General features: G+C 37.0%; 18 protein-coding genes and 1 riboswitch. Of the genes, 13 read left to right on the top strand and 5 right to left on the bottom strand.

Annotation, left to right across the window (positions count from 1 at the left end; genetic code table 11):
* The first annotated feature begins 16 nt into the window (after positions 1 to 16).
* From V2145_RS09560 to V2145_RS09530, 7 genes are all read left to right on the top strand, one after another.
* Entirely contained in the window at positions 17 to 595 is a 579-nt protein-coding gene (locus V2145_RS09560; protein WP_094910175.1) for a cysteine hydrolase family protein, read from the top strand.
* 96 nt (positions 596 to 691) lie between these two features.
* Complete coding sequence (locus V2145_RS09555) at positions 692 to 1186, top strand: GNAT family N-acetyltransferase (protein WP_094910034.1); 495 nt, start codon at positions 692 to 694, stop codon at positions 1184 to 1186.
* A 67-nt stretch (positions 1187 to 1253) separates the two neighbouring features.
* A riboswitch (TPP riboswitch) is annotated at positions 1254 to 1356 on the top strand.
* Between the two features lie 60 nt (positions 1357 to 1416).
* On the top strand, positions 1417 to 1989 hold the full coding sequence (gene thiT / locus V2145_RS09550) for an energy-coupled thiamine transporter ThiT (protein WP_094910035.1): 573 nt from the start codon (positions 1417 to 1419) through the stop codon (positions 1987 to 1989).
* A 187-nt stretch (positions 1990 to 2176) separates the two neighbouring features.
* Complete coding sequence (locus tag V2145_RS09545) at positions 2177 to 3121, top strand: TcaA NTF2-like domain-containing protein (protein WP_311858244.1); 945 nt, start codon at positions 2177 to 2179, stop codon at positions 3119 to 3121.
* Between the two features lie 29 nt (positions 3122 to 3150).
* On the top strand, positions 3151 to 4347 hold the full coding sequence (locus V2145_RS09540) for a TcaA NTF2-like domain-containing protein (RefSeq protein WP_311858243.1): 1197 nt from the start codon (positions 3151 to 3153) through the stop codon (positions 4345 to 4347).
* 291 nt (positions 4348 to 4638) lie between these two features.
* Positions 4639 to 5724: a tyrosine-type recombinase/integrase gene (locus V2145_RS09535; RefSeq protein ID WP_256993253.1), complete on the top strand. Its 1086-nt coding sequence runs from the start codon at positions 4639 to 4641 to the stop codon at positions 5722 to 5724.
* Between the two features lie 115 nt (positions 5725 to 5839).
* Positions 5840 to 6274, top strand: a complete 435-nt coding sequence (locus V2145_RS09530; protein WP_210608173.1) for a hypothetical protein — start codon at positions 5840 to 5842, stop codon at positions 6272 to 6274.
* A gap of 28 nt (positions 6275 to 6302) precedes the next feature.
* On the opposite strand, the gene V2145_RS09525 is transcribed toward V2145_RS09530, so the two are convergent.
* A complete protein-coding gene (locus tag V2145_RS09525; protein ID WP_210608172.1) occupies positions 6303 to 6752 on the bottom strand; it encodes a MarR family winged helix-turn-helix transcriptional regulator in 450 nt (149 codons plus the stop codon).
* Between the two features lie 198 nt (positions 6753 to 6950).
* Here V2145_RS09525 and V2145_RS09520 point away from each other — a divergent pair, with 198 nt between their 5' ends.
* Positions 6951 to 7751, top strand: a complete 801-nt coding sequence (locus V2145_RS09520) for an HAD family hydrolase (RefSeq protein WP_330987627.1) — start codon at positions 6951 to 6953, stop codon at positions 7749 to 7751.
* A gap of 2 nt (positions 7752 to 7753) precedes the next feature.
* Here the strand turns inward: V2145_RS09520 and V2145_RS09515 are convergent, their stop codons facing one another.
* Complete coding sequence (locus tag V2145_RS09515) at positions 7754 to 8686, bottom strand: PD-(D/E)XK nuclease family protein (RefSeq protein ID WP_330987626.1); 933 nt, start codon at positions 8684 to 8686, stop codon at positions 7754 to 7756.
* Between the two features lie 327 nt (positions 8687 to 9013).
* Between V2145_RS09515 and V2145_RS09510 the strand changes: the two genes are divergently transcribed.
* Positions 9014 to 9514: a GNAT family N-acetyltransferase gene (locus tag V2145_RS09510; RefSeq protein WP_094910041.1), complete on the top strand. Its 501-nt coding sequence runs from the start codon at positions 9014 to 9016 to the stop codon at positions 9512 to 9514.
* A 41-nt stretch (positions 9515 to 9555) separates the two neighbouring features.
* Here the strand turns inward: V2145_RS09510 and uraH are convergent, their stop codons facing one another.
* Genes uraH through V2145_RS09495 form a run of 3 tightly spaced genes read right to left on the bottom strand, consistent with a single transcriptional unit; the run spans position 9556 to position 12742 of the window.
* Complete coding sequence (gene uraH / locus V2145_RS09505; RefSeq protein WP_330987625.1) at positions 9556 to 9915, bottom strand: hydroxyisourate hydrolase; 360 nt, start codon at positions 9913 to 9915, stop codon at positions 9556 to 9558.
* Between the two features lies 1 nt (position 9916).
* Positions 9917 to 11407, bottom strand: coding sequence for a factor-independent urate hydroxylase (gene pucL, locus V2145_RS09500; protein ID WP_330987624.1), 1491 nt, complete (start codon positions 11405 to 11407; stop codon positions 9917 to 9919).
* A gap of 12 nt (positions 11408 to 11419) precedes the next feature.
* Positions 11420 to 12742, bottom strand: coding sequence for a nucleobase:cation symporter-2 family protein (locus V2145_RS09495; RefSeq protein WP_330987623.1), 1323 nt, complete (start codon positions 12740 to 12742; stop codon positions 11420 to 11422).
* Positions 12743 to 13013: 271 nt separating this feature from the next.
* On the opposite strand from V2145_RS09495, the gene V2145_RS09490 reads away from it, so the two are divergent.
* The 4 genes from V2145_RS09490 to V2145_RS09475 all read left to right on the top strand — a co-directional run bounded on the left by V2145_RS09490 (position 13014) and on the right by V2145_RS09475 (position 16482).
* Positions 13014 to 13499: a hypothetical protein gene (locus V2145_RS09490; RefSeq protein ID WP_094910045.1), complete on the top strand. Its 486-nt coding sequence runs from the start codon at positions 13014 to 13016 to the stop codon at positions 13497 to 13499.
* Positions 13500 to 13635: 136 nt separating this feature from the next.
* Positions 13636 to 14709 (top strand): branched-chain amino acid aminotransferase, encoded by a 1074-nt coding sequence (locus V2145_RS09485; protein ID WP_094910046.1) that lies wholly within the window; start codon positions 13636 to 13638, stop codon positions 14707 to 14709.
* A gap of 187 nt (positions 14710 to 14896) precedes the next feature.
* Positions 14897 to 15355, top strand: coding sequence for a hypothetical protein (locus V2145_RS09480; protein WP_094910047.1), 459 nt, complete (start codon positions 14897 to 14899; stop codon positions 15353 to 15355).
* A 200-nt stretch (positions 15356 to 15555) separates the two neighbouring features.
* Positions 15556 to 16482, top strand: a complete 927-nt coding sequence (locus tag V2145_RS09475; protein ID WP_094910048.1) for a manganese-dependent inorganic pyrophosphatase — start codon at positions 15556 to 15558, stop codon at positions 16480 to 16482.
* Positions 16483 to 16565 lie beyond the last annotated feature (83 nt).

Below are 16565 nucleotides of genomic sequence, written 5' to 3'. Positions count from 1 at the left end.
GAAGTTGATGACTGGAATGATTCAATCAAACCCTGTTTTAATCATCATAGATGTACAAAAAGGTTTTGAACAAGATGCTTGGGGAACTCGTAATAATGTTCATGCAGAAGATAATATGCTCACTCTTTTACAAGCATGGAGGAGACAGCAGTTTCCAGTTATTCACGTTCAGCATGCTTCAAAAAGCGAAACATCTCCTCTTTTTCCAGGGACGGAAGGCTTTCGTTTCAAAGAAGGATTTGGTCCTGTTGGTGATGAATACTTAATTCGCAAACATAAAAATAGCTGCTTTATAGGGACAGAGCTAGATAACTATCTAAAGGAAAACGGATATGATACGCTTATACTAGTGGGGTTAACAACCAATCATTGCGTCTCTACAACGGCACGTATGGCAGGAAACTTAGGTTATCGCACCTACGTAATACACGATGCAACTGCGTGTTTCAACTTGTTATCATACGATGGGGAAACAACTTTTGCGGCAGAAGATGTTCATCGCTTAAGCTTATCATCGCTTCATAATGAATTTGCGACGGTTACTTCAACGTCTGAAGCGCTACGTGTACTGCAATCCTATCAATATATTAAATAAACCCTGATGCAACAGCATTAGGGTTTTTTGTGTAGATTATTCTGAAAAAAACAAGTACAATAGAAACATCATTTTGAAAAAGGAGCAAGATACATCATGACAGTAATTAGAAAAGCTTTAGCAGAAGACTTACCTTCAATGGTAGATATTTATAATCAGTCAGTGCGCCAAAGCGCAGCAACATTTGACTTAACGCCTGTAACGATTGAACAGCGTAAAAGTTGGTTTGAATCTCATGACCAAAGTCAACTATTTCCTCTGCTTGTTGCTGAACGAAATAGTGAAGTAGCTGGATACGCATCTTTGTCTTCCTATCGTGATAAAGAAGCATATATTCGAACAGTTGAGCTCTCTGTATATGTCGATGAAGCTCATCAGGGGTATAGAATTGGTAAAAGCCTAATGGAAGCTATTTTAGCACAAGCAAAAGAGTTAAATCATCACGTTGTTATTTCCGGTATTACAAAAGGAAACGATAAAAGCATTAAAATGCATGAACAGTTTGGATTTACGTTTTGTGGAGAGTTCAAAGAAGTAGGTTGGAAGTTTGATCAATGGCAAGATGTTCTGTTTTATCAGCTTATTCTTTAAATAAAATTTGCTTCTTACTTATGTGAGAAATATGGTATAATAGGAAGCGTTCTAATAATACATATCAACGTACCACAGGGGGAGCCTGAATGGCTGAGAGTGAACCAATTGTTCTGACCCTTTGAACCTGTTAGTTAATGCTAGCGTAGGGAGTGTGGATCGTGCAGCTTGTGCTGTCTCCTGTGTTTGTCGTTGAATACTAATGATTTTACAACAGGAGTGAAAAGACGATGAATAAAGGAATGTCTTTACAAGCGAAAATTGAAGTGGCAATCTTTGCAGCTTTAGCAATGATTATTGATATATTGCCATCCATCACAATTGCACCCGCCGTGTCCATATCTTTTTCCATGGTACCAATCTTCATTATTTGCTTTCGATGGGGATTTAAATCCGGTGTTGTAGCTGGATTTTTATGGGGATTACTACAAGTTGTCACGGGCACTGCTTATGTGTTAACACCTCTACAAGCTTTTATTGAGTATTTTATTGCATTTGCGTTCATTGGCCTAGCAGGGCTATTGTCAGGTGTTATCAAGCAGAACTTAGCTGCTAACAATCGAACAAAAGCATTTATGTTTATTATTTTAGCTATCATTATCGGAAGCGTTGCTCGTTATTTCTGGCACTTTGTTGCAGGAATTGTCTTTTGGGGCTCTTATGCACCAAAAGGAGTATCGGCATTATGGTATTCATTTACAATGAACGGATTGGCAATGGTGGGCTCCATGATTGCTTGTCTAATTATTTTAGCCGTATTAATTCCGTCTGCTGCAAGAGTGGTATTAAACCGCGCTTCATAACTGAAATGAATGGAACCTATAGGAGTAACATCCTATAGGTTTTTTTGCTTTTTCAAACGAATCTACATGTTTTCAGTGTTTTTGTTCTTTTTATGAAAGGGTTGAGGGTTTTTTTGTAGAATGGTATACTAGGTCTGTTTGTTGGAAGAATATACATACCATTTTTTTGTAGGAAGGAATCATTTTAATGAACAAACGTAATCTCCTTTATATGACGATTGCAACATCCCTTTTACTAGCAGGGTGTCAGCAAAAAGCTCAAAAAGCAACTGAGGTCGACACAGACTTGATGATTGCAGGAGAGATAGAAAGTCATGATCAAGAAGAAAAGAAAGATATTGGTGAAAACCAGTACAAATATGATATTTCAGATGCAATAGATGAAAAAACAATCTCACAATTTATGAATAGCTACTTCAAGGCTTTGCATGATGGAATTTTTAATAAATCGGCTAAGGCGATTCAAACTTATACAATAGAAGATAGTGAGTTTTATAAACAGCAAGTGATGAAAATTGATAACTTTTCTAAGCAAGGAATTCATCAAGAACTAAAGACGATTCAAGTTGTGAATTGGTATGAAGCTGAAAGAAACCAAATAAAATTACAAACATTTGAAGAGATCATTATACATCAGCCTAATAAAAAGGATTATACAAAGAGCGTCAACCAATTGTATACGCTCATAAGCAATCAAGGTACATTGCGGATTAAAAGCGTAGAGCCTTATGCATTGAATGAAGCGGAAGACACAAGTTCAAATGCACCTGCTATTACAAGAGCAGCTAGCTTAAATGAGTATAACGGTAAATGGTCCACTGCTAATTCAGACTTAAAAGGCGCTCCTATCGTAGAGTTTTATGCCTCTTCTAACTCAGAGGCTACGGTGAAGATTCATGCGTATAAGCCGCCAAATTCAGTAGAAGTGGCTACAGTAGAAGCAAAAAACGTAACGTTTAAACATAATCAGGCTGTCATTCATTATGATGCGGACAGTAATGGAAACAAAGGAACCATTGTCTTAACACTAAAAGCAAATTCTCTTTTTGTTATTCATAAATTAGAAAAAGCTACTGAGTCTAAATGGACCATTCCAGCAGGCGCATTTGAGCTGTCTACGTTTGAAAGCTAAACAAGATAAAAGAAAAAAGGGGGATTCAAATGCGAAATCTATGTGTAGTGGCCATAATTTGTTCCCTGTGGCTTTTGTTGTCAGCATGTAGTGAGCCAAAGTCTGCTCCAGCCCCGACACCCAAAGAAACTAAATCAGAAGCTACTGTTCCAGCTGAAGCTGTTGATGAGTCAGCTAATGAGCCTAAGAAAAATTCTTCTCTTCCCGTTGTAACAAACGAAGAAGCTAAGCAGCTTGCTACAGATTCACTGTCAAATGTTGTCCAAACCTTTGACGTGTTAGGGAAAGAAGAGGAATGGGACAATGAGGAGAAACCAGCAGATTTTCAACTGCTAAGTCCTAAGCTTAAAGAGTTTGCTACGAGTTCATTAGTTGCTACAAAGCTAAAAACAATCGCCACTTCTTATTACTGTCAATGTGATGAACAGCCTATTCCAGATCTAAAAACAACGGTGCGTTTTAAAGTAATTAACAATCGCCCTGGTCAATTTTCAATTTCAGCTATTCAACCTCTGGATGAAAAAGGGAACGGAGGTACAACTATTTATTTAAATATGAAATATGGAAAAGATGGTTGGAAGTTAAATGAATGGGACGAAATGACGTATCGTCAAAAATCATTAGATATTTCTTCAGATGAGTATATAGAATATCGAAAAATAATAACGCCTAACGAAACAGTGTCGTTTAATAAAGAAACGGCCATTGAAGATAAAGATGGTAATCAAGAGAAGGTTTTACTTTTTAAAGATGGTTCTGGAGAATTTGGTGTTTTAGCAAAGAGCTCGGAGCGGATTAACCAACTTAAAGAAGATATGCCAGTCATTTTGCCTGTGGAAGATATTGAGGTAGATTTGAACAAAGTTACAGAAGTAGATGCTTCGGTTGTTCGTGCATTTACAGAAACCTATTTACGTGATTTAACAGAAGCTATTAATCTTAATGAGTTTGATCGTATTCAACATTATTTTGAAAAAGATAGCACATTGTTTAATGAACAACAGCAGCTCGTTAAAACACTGTATGATCGAACAATACGAGAAGATCTTGCAACGGTTGATATTTTAGAATGGACGCCTAAGGAAGAAAATAGCTACGAAGTAAAAACGAAAGAAGTTATGAACATTACCATAAATGAACATACGGAAGAAAAAGAATATTACCGAGTATACACAATCGTACATGAAAATGAAAAGCTCGTCATTACTCAATTAGAATCTTACTGAAAACTCAGCACCTAGCTGAGTTTTTTTCGAGGTAAATACTTTATCATACTAACGCAAGATAACTCTTCCTTATCAAGCGTTAGTATGATAAAGTAAAGAAAAAGCAGAAAAAACGCCAATAAATTACATATTTTTACATAATTATTGATGTGTTTAAAAAAACGACCTCTTTAAATAGGGTTATATATCGTTTTGAAATAACTTTAATACCATTACATTTAATTTTTAAAAAACCTCTTAAAATGGATTTTGAAGCTTTTGAGAGATGGTGATTAAAAGAAGGTGGAAATAATGAAAAATGAAAACAAATTAATGCAAAGTCAATCTTCTCTGTCTTTTCGGCAATTAAAAGAACAGTGGGGAAATCTGTTAGATGAAAATCAAAATTTATCGTTGAGTCATACAGACAATGAAACATTTGTTGAGCTTTTTATGAACATTAAAATGATAAAGCCTGAGCTGTCTCCACATACCATTCGAGCGTACCATCAAGATTTAAAGACAGTTTTGACTTTTTTTAAAGAGATAGATGTTTCCTTAAAAGAAGTTGGGTTTATGGAAGTGAAGGCATTTAATCATTGGGTGAATCAAACGTATGCAAAAAGAAGCGCTGCAAGAAAGTTAGAGTTTTTTAGAAGGATGCTCACCTTCGGTCATGAAACGCAGTTTTATCCTTCGTTGTATACAACTTGGATTGAAAAGCCTACGATTTCAAAGGGACATTATAGTGAAAAAAAACAGGTCAATCGAACGGAATACAGAGAGTTAAGTGTAAGAGAAGCTGAAGTCATTGTAAAAACGCTTGAAGATGTTGTAAAACATTCAATGCTACAGAAAGAATATCAAGCACGAAATCGGCTGATGGGTATGCTTTTATATTTAAGCGGAATGAGGTCTAGTGAAGTATTAAGCTTAAACTGGGGAAGTTTCCGTGAAGATCGTCGTGGCAATATACTAGTGGATGTGTTCGGAAAAGGAAAAAAAGAACGAACAATCCCAGTGTTTAAAGACGTTCAAAACGCCCTGTTTCACTACCGGGAGAGTTTAGGAGAATCGATGATGCTGAATCCTTCAGATGAAACGCCCCTTTTTTTTCAGCTTAAGCCGTTTATCAAAACGGGAGTTAAAAAAAGATTATCGTATACAACGCTTTATCGACTCATCAAAACAGCGGTTTATGCAATTCAAGGTAATTCATCTATTTCACCACACTGGTTTCGTCACACCTTCATTACGAACAGCTTAGCAAATGACGTACCCTTATCAGTGGTAAAACAAGTAGTAGGACACGCCTCTATTGCAACGACTAATATATACCTAGAAAAATTACAAGAAGACACCGTTTACGATGCGTTTCGAAATTCTGGTTATCGCTAGATTTCTATAACTATATTATGTAAACTTTAAGAATGAAACTCTCTCATTTCTCTTCTTTTTCGAATAAACCCTTCATTTATCAAATATAATGGTCTAAAAAGGGAGGCGAAGTGCAATGGGCGTTAAGCATCCGCTTCAACATCATTTCGGAGAAGTGACCGAAATATTTCATTATATTCATGATTTATGTGAAAGTGCAGGACTGTACATTGATTGGCACGGCACTACACAGACCGTACAGCTATATCGAAATAAAGAATCAAGAGAAGCGGGAGATCGATACATAGGAGCCATTCAATATGAAGGTAGTAATGAGTTGCAAAAGCGAACGCCTTCAACGGTGAGTTTACGTTTTCGAAGGAGTAACTTAACATCACCATTTAAATATTTACTTGAAAACATTACAACGTTTCGAAAAGACACTAACAAAGAACCTTTCGTTAACCCAGAGGCTGAGTCGATTGCGTTTAAGTTTACGGCGCTGGATGAAGAAGCGAGGGAAACGCTGAGACAAATTGAAGATGTGCTAAAAATGGCAAGGTGTATTTAAAGCAGGCCCTCTAGTTGAAGTGCCTGCTTTACGTATGTCCAATCTCTTCTTGTAGAGATTCCGCTCTTTTTTCCAATTGCTGAAGTACGTTAAAATAAGCAGCTAAATCAGCTTCATTCATTTCCTCAGTTAGCATGTTAAAAAGGTTTTCAATAGGGCCCGTTATCTCCTCTTGCAAAGCCATTCCTTTTTCTGTTTGCTGAATATAGTAAGAGCGGCGATCTTCAGGGTTTTTTATTCGCTGTAAGTGACCGCTTTTTTCTAATAAATCTAAAATTTTTGTAAGCGTAGCTTGGTCTTTATCCGCTTTTATAGCTAGTTGCTTTTGTGTAATACGATCAGCTTCCGATACCTTCTTTAATACCGTCCATTGTTCAGGCGTTATGCCATAAGGGCGTAAGAAACTGGCTACCAGCCTACTCAAGCGCTTTCCAACCTTTGCTGTCGTAAAGCCGTACATTTCTTCCAGTGATTTCATTTGTATACCTCCAAGTGCATCCTCATTCTTTTCATCATATCACATTCTACTCTTTCAGTTACATTCCAAATAAGGTTTTTTAATATGATAACGCTATCATTTTAGAAGAATCCGAATTTAGCTAGACTTCTTTAATTGAACAATGTAATCTAGTGTTAGAATAGTTCAACTTTTTCAATAAATAAAAGAGGTGTCTGAATGAGTACTGATAAAATGAATATCAAAGCAATCTTTTTCGACTTAGATGATACGTTACTATGGGATAAAAAGAGCGTCGCGGAAGCATTCCGTGCAACGTGCGAGTACGCAGCTCAAAGGTATGATGTTGATCCTGCGGAGTTGGAAGCAGCTGTACGCGAAGCGGCCTCTACACTGTATGCTACATATGAAACGTACGAGTTTACAAAAATGATTGGTATTAATCCGTTTGAAGGGCTATGGGGAGATTTCCATGATGAACATGAGAACTTCCAAAAAATGAAACAAATTGTGCCAACTTATCGTAAAGATGCATGGACACAAGGATTAAAGTCGCTTGGACTTGATGACGAAGCATTTGGTGCAGAGCTTGCAGAACGATTCCCTAAAGAACGTCGTCGTAATCCGTTCGTATACGAAGATACGTTTGAGGTATTAAATGAACTACGCGCAAACTATAAGCTGTTGCTATTAACAAACGGATCGCCTCAGCTTCAGAATACAAAACTAGAAATCACGCCAGAAATTGCTCCGTATTTTGATGAGATTGTCATTTCTGGAGCATTTGGAAGAGGCAAGCCTGATCCGTCAATTTTTGATCATGCGTTATCTTTGTTAAACTTATCAAAAGATGAAGTGATTATGGTTGGTGATAATTTAATGACGGACATTCTTGGCGCTTCTCGAGCTGGAATACGCTCTGTCTGGGTGAACCGTGACAATAAAAAAGCGGATAAAGTTGTACCGTTTCATGAAATTAAAAGACTGAGTGAGTTGCATGAGTTCTTAAATCAAGAATAATTTTAATCATTTTTTTTGCAAAGCTCTTGATAGACACAATGTCTACAGCGAGTGCTTTGTTTCAATGGAAACGCACTTAGTGGCTTCGGTTGATTGTACTCTGGGTGTTCGATATATAGATGCATGTTTATCAGGCTCTCTTTAAGAGTATGATGGAATGCATCTATTTCTTTTTCTGTTACAGAATACGTGTGGTTACCTCCTGAATAAAGGTATTCGTTACGAATCTGAATAGAACTTAGTGGAGCATTGTAGGTTCTTTGTATATAAAGAGCGCAAAGAGCGAGCTGTGTCAGGTGGTCATGCGCCTGCTTTCCCGTTTTCCAATTCACGATGATGTATTGGTTTGTATCTGGCTTATAGTAGAGAAGGTCTAATGAAACAAATACTTTAACTGAGTCAAGTTCTACTGATTGAAACGCTTCTTGCGGAAGAATTTGAATTGAATCACTTGACTGAAGGTCTCTAAATGTTTTACTTCGAAAAAAAGAGGTGACACACCTCTCGATGGACGTTTTGGTTTGCTGAATTTCATAATCTGCTAAATATCCTTTTTGGTAGTATTCTAATATCATGGTGTACACATTCGGCTCATGATACCAATCGTCGCCGTAGTCTCTTGTTTGCAAATAAACACGACGTAATTCGTGATCAACGAAATTACGCATGGCAGTCCTTTGCTCTTCAAGTGATGCTGTGTTCTCCCTAAAAGAATAATTTTGAATAGCTTGCCTAACTGCTTGTCCCACTAAGAGGGGCAAAGTAACCATTTTCTTTAAGCGATAGGCTTGTTTTGCAAGTTTAGTAGAAGAAGAGAGCCAACCTTCATGGGAAAAATAGTACTGATAAGCATATTTTCTTGGGCATTCTATCATCTGATTATGGCGAGCGTGTGACCATGAAAAACGAGGGGGATTGGCTAGGAGCATAATCATCACGTCCTTATCCTTTTTGTAGCATACATATGAAGAAATCTAAAATTTAGAACGAAAAATGACGAAAGAACTAAAAAAAGCTTGCCGTTTCACTCCGGCCATGCTATAGTAAAGAAGCGATGAGCTAATTTGTGTAAGTCGAAGGATATGCTTTTGCTAAACGTATGAATGTGGTCATACGGTCCTCGCCTCAAAACGCATCAAAGACGCCCAATCGGGCGTCTTTTTGTATATTCAGTACATGAGTCATTTGAAGCAAGACTATAGCGTTACTTTTCATATTCCTTTAAAATAAATGCTAGATAGAAAGAGAAAAAAGGGGAGTCTATTGTGATACGTGAAATAGAGATGACTGATGCGCCTCAATTTGTTGAGATGATTAAGCAAGTAGAAACTGAAAGTCAATATATGCTCTTTGAAGAAAACGAACGAAAGTTAAGTTCAGAGCAACAGGAAAAGCAAATTGAAATGATGAAACAACAGCGAAACTCTACGCTTTTAGTAGCAGAAGTAGAGGGGGAACTAATTGGTTACTTACAGGCTGTGGGTGGAGTGGTGAATCGAAGTGCCCACGTCGCGTATGTATCAATGGGTATTTTAAAAGACTACCGAGGAATGGGTATCGGTTTGCAGTTGTTCCAACAGCTTGAAGAATGGGCAAAAGAGCAGGAAATTCATCGCCTTGAGCTAACAGTTGTAGTTGAAAATGTAATTGCAATCCATTTATATAAAAAAGTCGGCTTTCAAATTGAAGGCACAAAAAAGCATTCACTGCGAATTAATGGACAATATGTCGATGAATATATCATGAGTAAGTTATTAGAATAGATCAAAATAAAAAGGAGCAGCTTAAGCTGCTCCTTTTTATTTTAACTACCTCGATAAATTTGATATCCCCATGGAGAAACAAGAAGGGGGACGTGATAGTGTTCAAATGTTTCTGAAAGCCCAATCCTAACTGCTACTTTTGTTAAAAAAGCAGGGGTGCTCGTTTGCACTGATTGGCTTATCGAAAAGTACGTTTCAATATCGAATAAAAGTTCATACTCACCTGAAGTAAATGGTTCCTTGCTGAAAAAAGGTTGGTCGATGCGTCCATCTTCGTTTGTGATTGTGTCCCCGATCCACAAACGTTCAGTATTACCTTGAATTCTGTAGAGTGAAACAACAATTCCCTTAGCTGGTTTTCCGCTTGTTAAATCTAAAACATGAGTCGAAAGCGTCGTCATGTTAATTCGACTCCTCGAGTGCAGATGTAACCGCTATTTTGACATCCTCCTGCGTTACCGTAAAGACTTGAAAACCAAATGGTGGCTTTGGCTCGGTATACACTTTTCCGTTAGAATTTGGGATGTCTTCAACGACTGAATCCCATGTGTGGTTTTGTGACTCGAAGGTAATATCTTTTAGCTGTGGAAATCGTTCGAGTACGCGAATGCCAATTAGATAAATTAAGTTTTGAATAGACGGTGTTTCAGTTTCGTTAAACACGGAGCACGCGATGTCTCTTACCTGTTCCGCCGCTACATAAGAAAGAGGCGCATCACCTATTGCATCTTCTGACTGTGTATATGTCCAGCCAATGTTTAAATAAACAAAGAGAGGGCGATTAGAATCTTCAGGTAACGTTGTATATTCATCCCTAACAAATCCAATAAATGAATTGCCTTCTACTTTAATTAGCTGCAAATCTTTTAGTTTGCTATATTGCTCGGTAATTTGTTGACCTTGAGCTGTTCGTTCTAGTTTGATACCTGCTTGCGCATACTCATTTCGAGATCTTTTATAAACGAGCTTGCTTTCAGTAAGCGTATTGCCAACCATACCGTTTGTGGCTTCAAATGGGACTTCGTCTCCGATTAATTCAACTGTTTCCATCTGAGGGTATTTATCCAAAAACGCTTCAGCGACATACTTTAAGAAACCTTCAATCGTTGAACCTTCATAGCTACCTAAATGACGCTGAATAAAGTTTTTCATAGAATCTGTTGCAACGACAAGGCTATTATCACCTTCTGTAAATGAAGACAAAAACTGACTTCCTCCTATCGCAACTTTTACATTAACACCAAATACGATGTTGTTTCGTCCGCTAAATTCAGACTCTGGAATGACCTTCACACCTTTAAGCGGTTTTAAATACGTACGATAAGCAAATACATCCCCTTTTCCATAATACATTTGACGGTTTGAGTGGTTTGTCATTGTAACACGCTCCTCAGTTTTTATTTTGTCTGTTAATCGAAAGTAAGCAATTTTATATACTTCAGCTAACGCTGTTGTAAACTCTGTGTTTTTATCGTTCTTTAGACGATCAAGTAAGATTTGATAGATTGTGCTTTTCGTTTTTCCTCTTACCGCAATGATAAAAGGAAAACCAAAGCGATTCATATAGGCCTTGTTTGCATGTATGAAATCTTCATATTCTCTCGCTGTAAGAGAGGTTAAACCAGCACCTTTTTGCTCATTGATAGAGTGAGTAGTCATAGCGATTTTGGCTCCTAGATTTGGATGCGCTTGTAGTAAGTCTAATTTTCTTTGATCAGAAGCTTCATTAATAATTTTGATTGTTCGGTGGTGAAATTCTTGAAGAGAAATAAACGGCCGGAGCGGAACAATTTTTTCTACAATCCAAGAAGAGTGTTCGTAGATATCTTGAAACAATTCAATAAACGTTTGCTCAGGTAATTTATTTACCTCGTGAATCGTTCGCTTTATCATGTTAGCACCTCATTATTTAGATTCTGAATAATCAGTTTTTTTGAAAGTGACGATAGGTCTATTTTGGGTTTCACTAGAATGAAAGATTAAGTTTAGTAAAATAGCAGCGATGCTTCCTGTAATAATACCATCACTTACAAAAATTTTGAGTGCAGCTGGGAGCTGAGCGAATAGATCAGGTACGACCGTAACTCCTAAGCCAAGTGATAATGAACAGGCGATAATTAATAAATTATTTTGATTAGAAAAATCAACGTTGCTCAGCATTTTAATACCTGATGAAATAACCATTCCAAACAATACAATCATTGCACCGCCCAGTACAGGAGTAGGAACGATCGTTGTTAATTCAGCAATTTTAGGAACTAGACCTAACATAATTAAGATAATTCCTGCTACTACTACGACATTTTTAGTCTTTACTTTCGATAGTTGAACAAGCCCGACATTTTGAGCAAATGTATTGTAAGGAAAAGCATTAAAAATACCACCTAGCATAATAGCTAATCCTTCAGCCCGATAACCTTTAACGAAATCTTGATCGTTTAAATCTCGCTCACAGACTTTGCTTAGTGCAAGAAAAACCCCTGTAGATTCAATTATAATTACGACCCCAACCAGTATCATAGTTAGAATAGGGCCAACCTCAAATGTGGGTACACCAAAATAAAAGGGAGTAGGAATATGTAACCAGGAAGCTTCTTTTACACCTGACAAATTAATCATACCCATACATGCTGCTACAATTGTTCCTGCTACAATGCCAAGGAGTACGGACAATGCTCGCAAAAAGCCTGTAAAAAAACGATTTAAAAATAAAATGAAAGCGAGTACTCCAAAAGCCAATGCTAAATTTTCTATAGACCCAAATTCTTCACTGCCAACACCGCCACCCATATTTCGAACGGCTGATGGCACAAGTGACAGCCCAATCATTGTCACGACTGTCCCAGTTACAACCGGTGGAAAAAGTTTAACGATTTTTCCAAAGAAGTTAGCAAATAAAACGATAAACAGCCCTGCGGCAATAATAGCGCCGTACACTGCGCTGATTCCATACTGTGAACCAATGGCTATCATTGGTGTAACCGCAACAAATGAGCTCCCAAGTACAACTGGTAAACCGATTCCAAACCAGCGATTGTTCCAAGCTTGCAATAAGGTAGCAATGCCGCATGTTAGTAAATCGATTGCTACTAAATAGGCGAGTTCCTGCGTACTTAAATTTAAAGCGCGTCCCACGGTTAACGGCACAAGGATAGCTCCAGCATACATCGCCAATACATGTTGCAGACCCAATGAAGTAAGTGCTAATGGATTTTGTGTTTTTTTCATACAAAATCTCCTTTCATTATATCACATGTAATGTTATAAAATGTAACATTAATCAGTGTTGTTACTATCTTAATTCGTTTCGAATATTCTGTCATTAGTGAATGTAACTAAAAAATAGAAGTTTTTTTTTGCTCTTTTTCCAAAAAAAGAAATAAATTTAAGGCCATGATATGTTTCTTTACAAAGAAAAGAGTATGAGAATTTTATGAAAATGAATAAGCTCTGTACTCATACACTATTACAAGACTTTATTAATCAATGGAGGTGCATCATGAAAGAATGGATACATCGAAAATTTCAACAGGTAGCAAATGACGAGAGAACGCTTAAGGCAAAAGAAAAACTAGCGGACGGGGGAATTACGGTACCTATTTCAGCTCCTATGCTTACGCGGTTGTTTCAAAGACAGCTAAGGAAACAAGATCAAATCAAGAACCTAAGTATAATTTTTCAAGAAAATATTATTGAAGTAAAAGGTAATGTTCACAAATATTTGTTGAAAATTCCTTTTCAAATAAATCTGGAACCTTCTTCAGCTAACGGACGTGTGCTTTCGTTTCAAATTCATGAAATGAGACCTACAAACCGCGATTTTCTTAAAAAGAAACTATTTGATAAACCTCCAGTAACAGCTTATAAAGATGGGCAAATCCACATTGACCTAAACGAAATTGATAAAGTGAAACTCATTCCAATTGGAACGATTAAGCAATTTTCCATTCAAGACAATAAGCTACGCGTAAAAATCGGCATGTAAGTGTTAAAAAATCTTTTTATAAAAAATTTAGAATTTTTCATCTTTACCTATTGTGACAATCTTCCATCTAGATGTACAATGGAATTTATATAAAGGTAAATAACCCTTAAATTCAAGAAAGCAAGGAGAAGCAACCATGACAAAGTACAATATTGATGTAACATTAACTCAAACAAAAAAAGAAAAACCAAACGCAAATGAATTAGCATTTGGTAAAGTATTCACGGACCATATGTTCATTATGGACTACACAGAAGGTCAAGGTTGGCATGATCCGAGAATTATTCCTTATCAGCCTCTTACGTTAGATCCAGCATCGATGATTTTCCATTATGGCCAATCAGTATTTGAAGGCTTAAAAGCATACGTAACAAAAAAAGAGCAGGTATTGTTATTTAGACCTGACGAAAACTTTAAACGATTAAACAAATCAAATGATCGCCTATGTATTCCTCACTTAGATGAAGAAATAGCGTTAGAAGCGCTAAAAAAACTAATTCAAGTAGATCGCGATTGGATTCCAAATGCTGAAGGTACGTCTTTATATATTCGTCCATTCATTATTTCAACAGAACCATATTTAGGCGTTTCGCCATCTGATCGTTATCAGTTTATTATTATTTTATCGCCTGTAGGTTCTTACTATAAAGAGGGTATTGCACCTGTACGAATTGCGGTTGAAAATGAATTCGTTCGATCTGTAGCAGGAGGAACAGGTAGTGCGAAAACGGGTGGAAACTATGCGGCAAGTCTAAAAGCACAGCAACTATCTGGTACAAAAGGTTACTCTCAAGTACTTTGGCTAGATGGCGTAGAGCGCAAATATATTGAAGAAGTGGGAAGCATGAATATCTTCTTTAAAGTAGATGGTGAAGTAATTACCCCGTCTATTAACGGAAGTATTCTAGAAGGTATTACCCGCAAATCGGTTATTGAGCTATTGAAGCACTGGGGGATCCCTGTTTCAGAACGCAAAATTTCAATTGCTGAAATAAAGGAAGCTTATGCAGCTGGTAAACTAGAAGAAGCATTTGGAACAGGAACAGCAGCGGTTATTTCTCCAGTGGGTGAATTATTCTGGGAAAATGAAGGTATGAGCATTAATGGTGGAAAAACCGGCGAAGTTACAAAAAAATTGTATGATACGCTAACAGGCATACAAAGTGGCACGGTTGAAGATCACTTTAACTGGTGTGTAGAAGTAAAGTAAATACAATCTAACTGAGAATTCAGTATGAATCACAGCTGCACCACTAGAGAGCGTTTAATAGAAGTGATTTAATCCTCAAAAAGAAAGCTAGCATGAGAGCTAGCTTTCTTTTTTTGAGGTGATTATTCATATAATTTTCTCTTTGACGCACATTAACAGTAAACGGTAAATAAAGGAGGCTATATGCGTGGCACAAATCGTAATGTGGGGATTGTTTATTGGACCATGGCTGTTATTCTTTTTCTTTGATAGCAATCGCATAAAGCGTTATGTTCCCGCTGGGCTTTTTGGGATTGTTATGTTGACGATTGTCTTTGAAATGGCTAAACGCTATGATTGGTGGGAAGTTAAACAAACACTGTTTTTCTTAGAAGATATGACCCCATTTGTATTCGGCGTATTTTTTGTGGGTACAATCCTTATTTTTTATTTTACTTATCCCGGTTTTTGGACTTTTTTCATCTTAAACGCTGTCTTTGATTTATTTCAAGCTTATATAATGAGCCCATTTTTTCAACGGTTAGGGATTTATGAAATGCGCTCTATAAATGCATTCCAGCTCTTTTTAATTATGACCGCTGTGGCCATTCTTTTGTATCTTTATCAAAGGTGGCAAGACAGTTCATTTAAAATTGAAATTAAATAATAAAGCGTTAACATAAAATAATTCCATCCATTCATACCGAATAAAAAGGATTTATTTTAGCTAAACGAAAGAATTTTTCAATAAATAGTAAAACGAACGGGAAAGTTTGTGTTAAAATGTCAATGTTGCGTCCTTAAGCGGAGAATTTGCGTCAAAGGAACAAGACTTTTATTTACATAGTTAGAAGGAGAGAGAGTTCTATGGAAAAAGTATTTATTTTCGGACATAAAAATCCAGACACAGATACAATCTGCTCGGCAATTGCTTATGCAGATTTAAAGACAAAGCTAGGTGTGAATGCAGAACCTGTACGTTTAGGGGACATTAATGGTGAAACACAGTTTGCTTTAGAGAAGTTCAACGCAGAAGTACCACGCTTTGTAGCTGAAGTATCAAAAGAAGTGAATGAAGTTATTCTAGTTGACCACAACGAGCGTCAACAAAGTGCAACTGACATTGACCAAGTGCGCGTGCTTGAAGTAATTGATCACCACCGTATTGCAAACTTTGAAACGGCAGATCCATTATACTACCGTGCAGAGCCTGTAGGTTGTACAGCAACAATTTTAAATAAAATGTACAAAGAAAATGGTGTTGAAATCGAGCCGAATATCGCTGGATTAATGCTATCAGCTATTATTTCTGACTCTTTATTGTTTAAATCACCAACTTGTACAGATCAAGACGTTGCAGCAGCAAAAGAGCTTGCAGCTATTGCTGGTGTAGACCCAGCAGAATATGGGTTAGCAATGTTAAAAGCAGGTGCAGACCTTGGAGACAAAACAGCAGCTCAATTAATCTCACTTGATGCAAAAGAATTCACAATGGGCGCTAGCAAAGTAGAAATTGCGCAAGTAAACGCAGTGGATGTTAACGACGTTATTGAACGTAAAACAGAAATTGAAGAAGTAATTGCGGCGACAATTCAAGCCAAAGAATTAGATTTATTCTTATTGGTTGTAACGGACATTCTAAACAGCGATTCAACTGCTATTGCACTTGGATCAGAAGCTGCAAAAGTAGAGCAAGCATATGGAGTACCGCTAGTGAACAATATGGCGCTATTAAAAGGCGTTGTATCACGTAAAAAACAAGTTGTTCCAGTTCTAACTTCAGTATTTGCATAATCTATAAAAAAACCTCGAGGTTCTTTGAGATCCTCGAGGTTTTTTTTATTATTTCAACATAAAAAATCGCTTATTTTGTTATA

The organism is Priestia sp. GS2 (assembly GCF_036409025.1).
Lineage (GTDB): Bacteria > Bacillota > Bacilli > Bacillales > Bacillaceae_H > Priestia > Priestia aryabhattai_A.
Note: the sequence above shows the minus strand (reverse complement) of the source record. Positions and strands in the feature narration are given on the sequence as shown.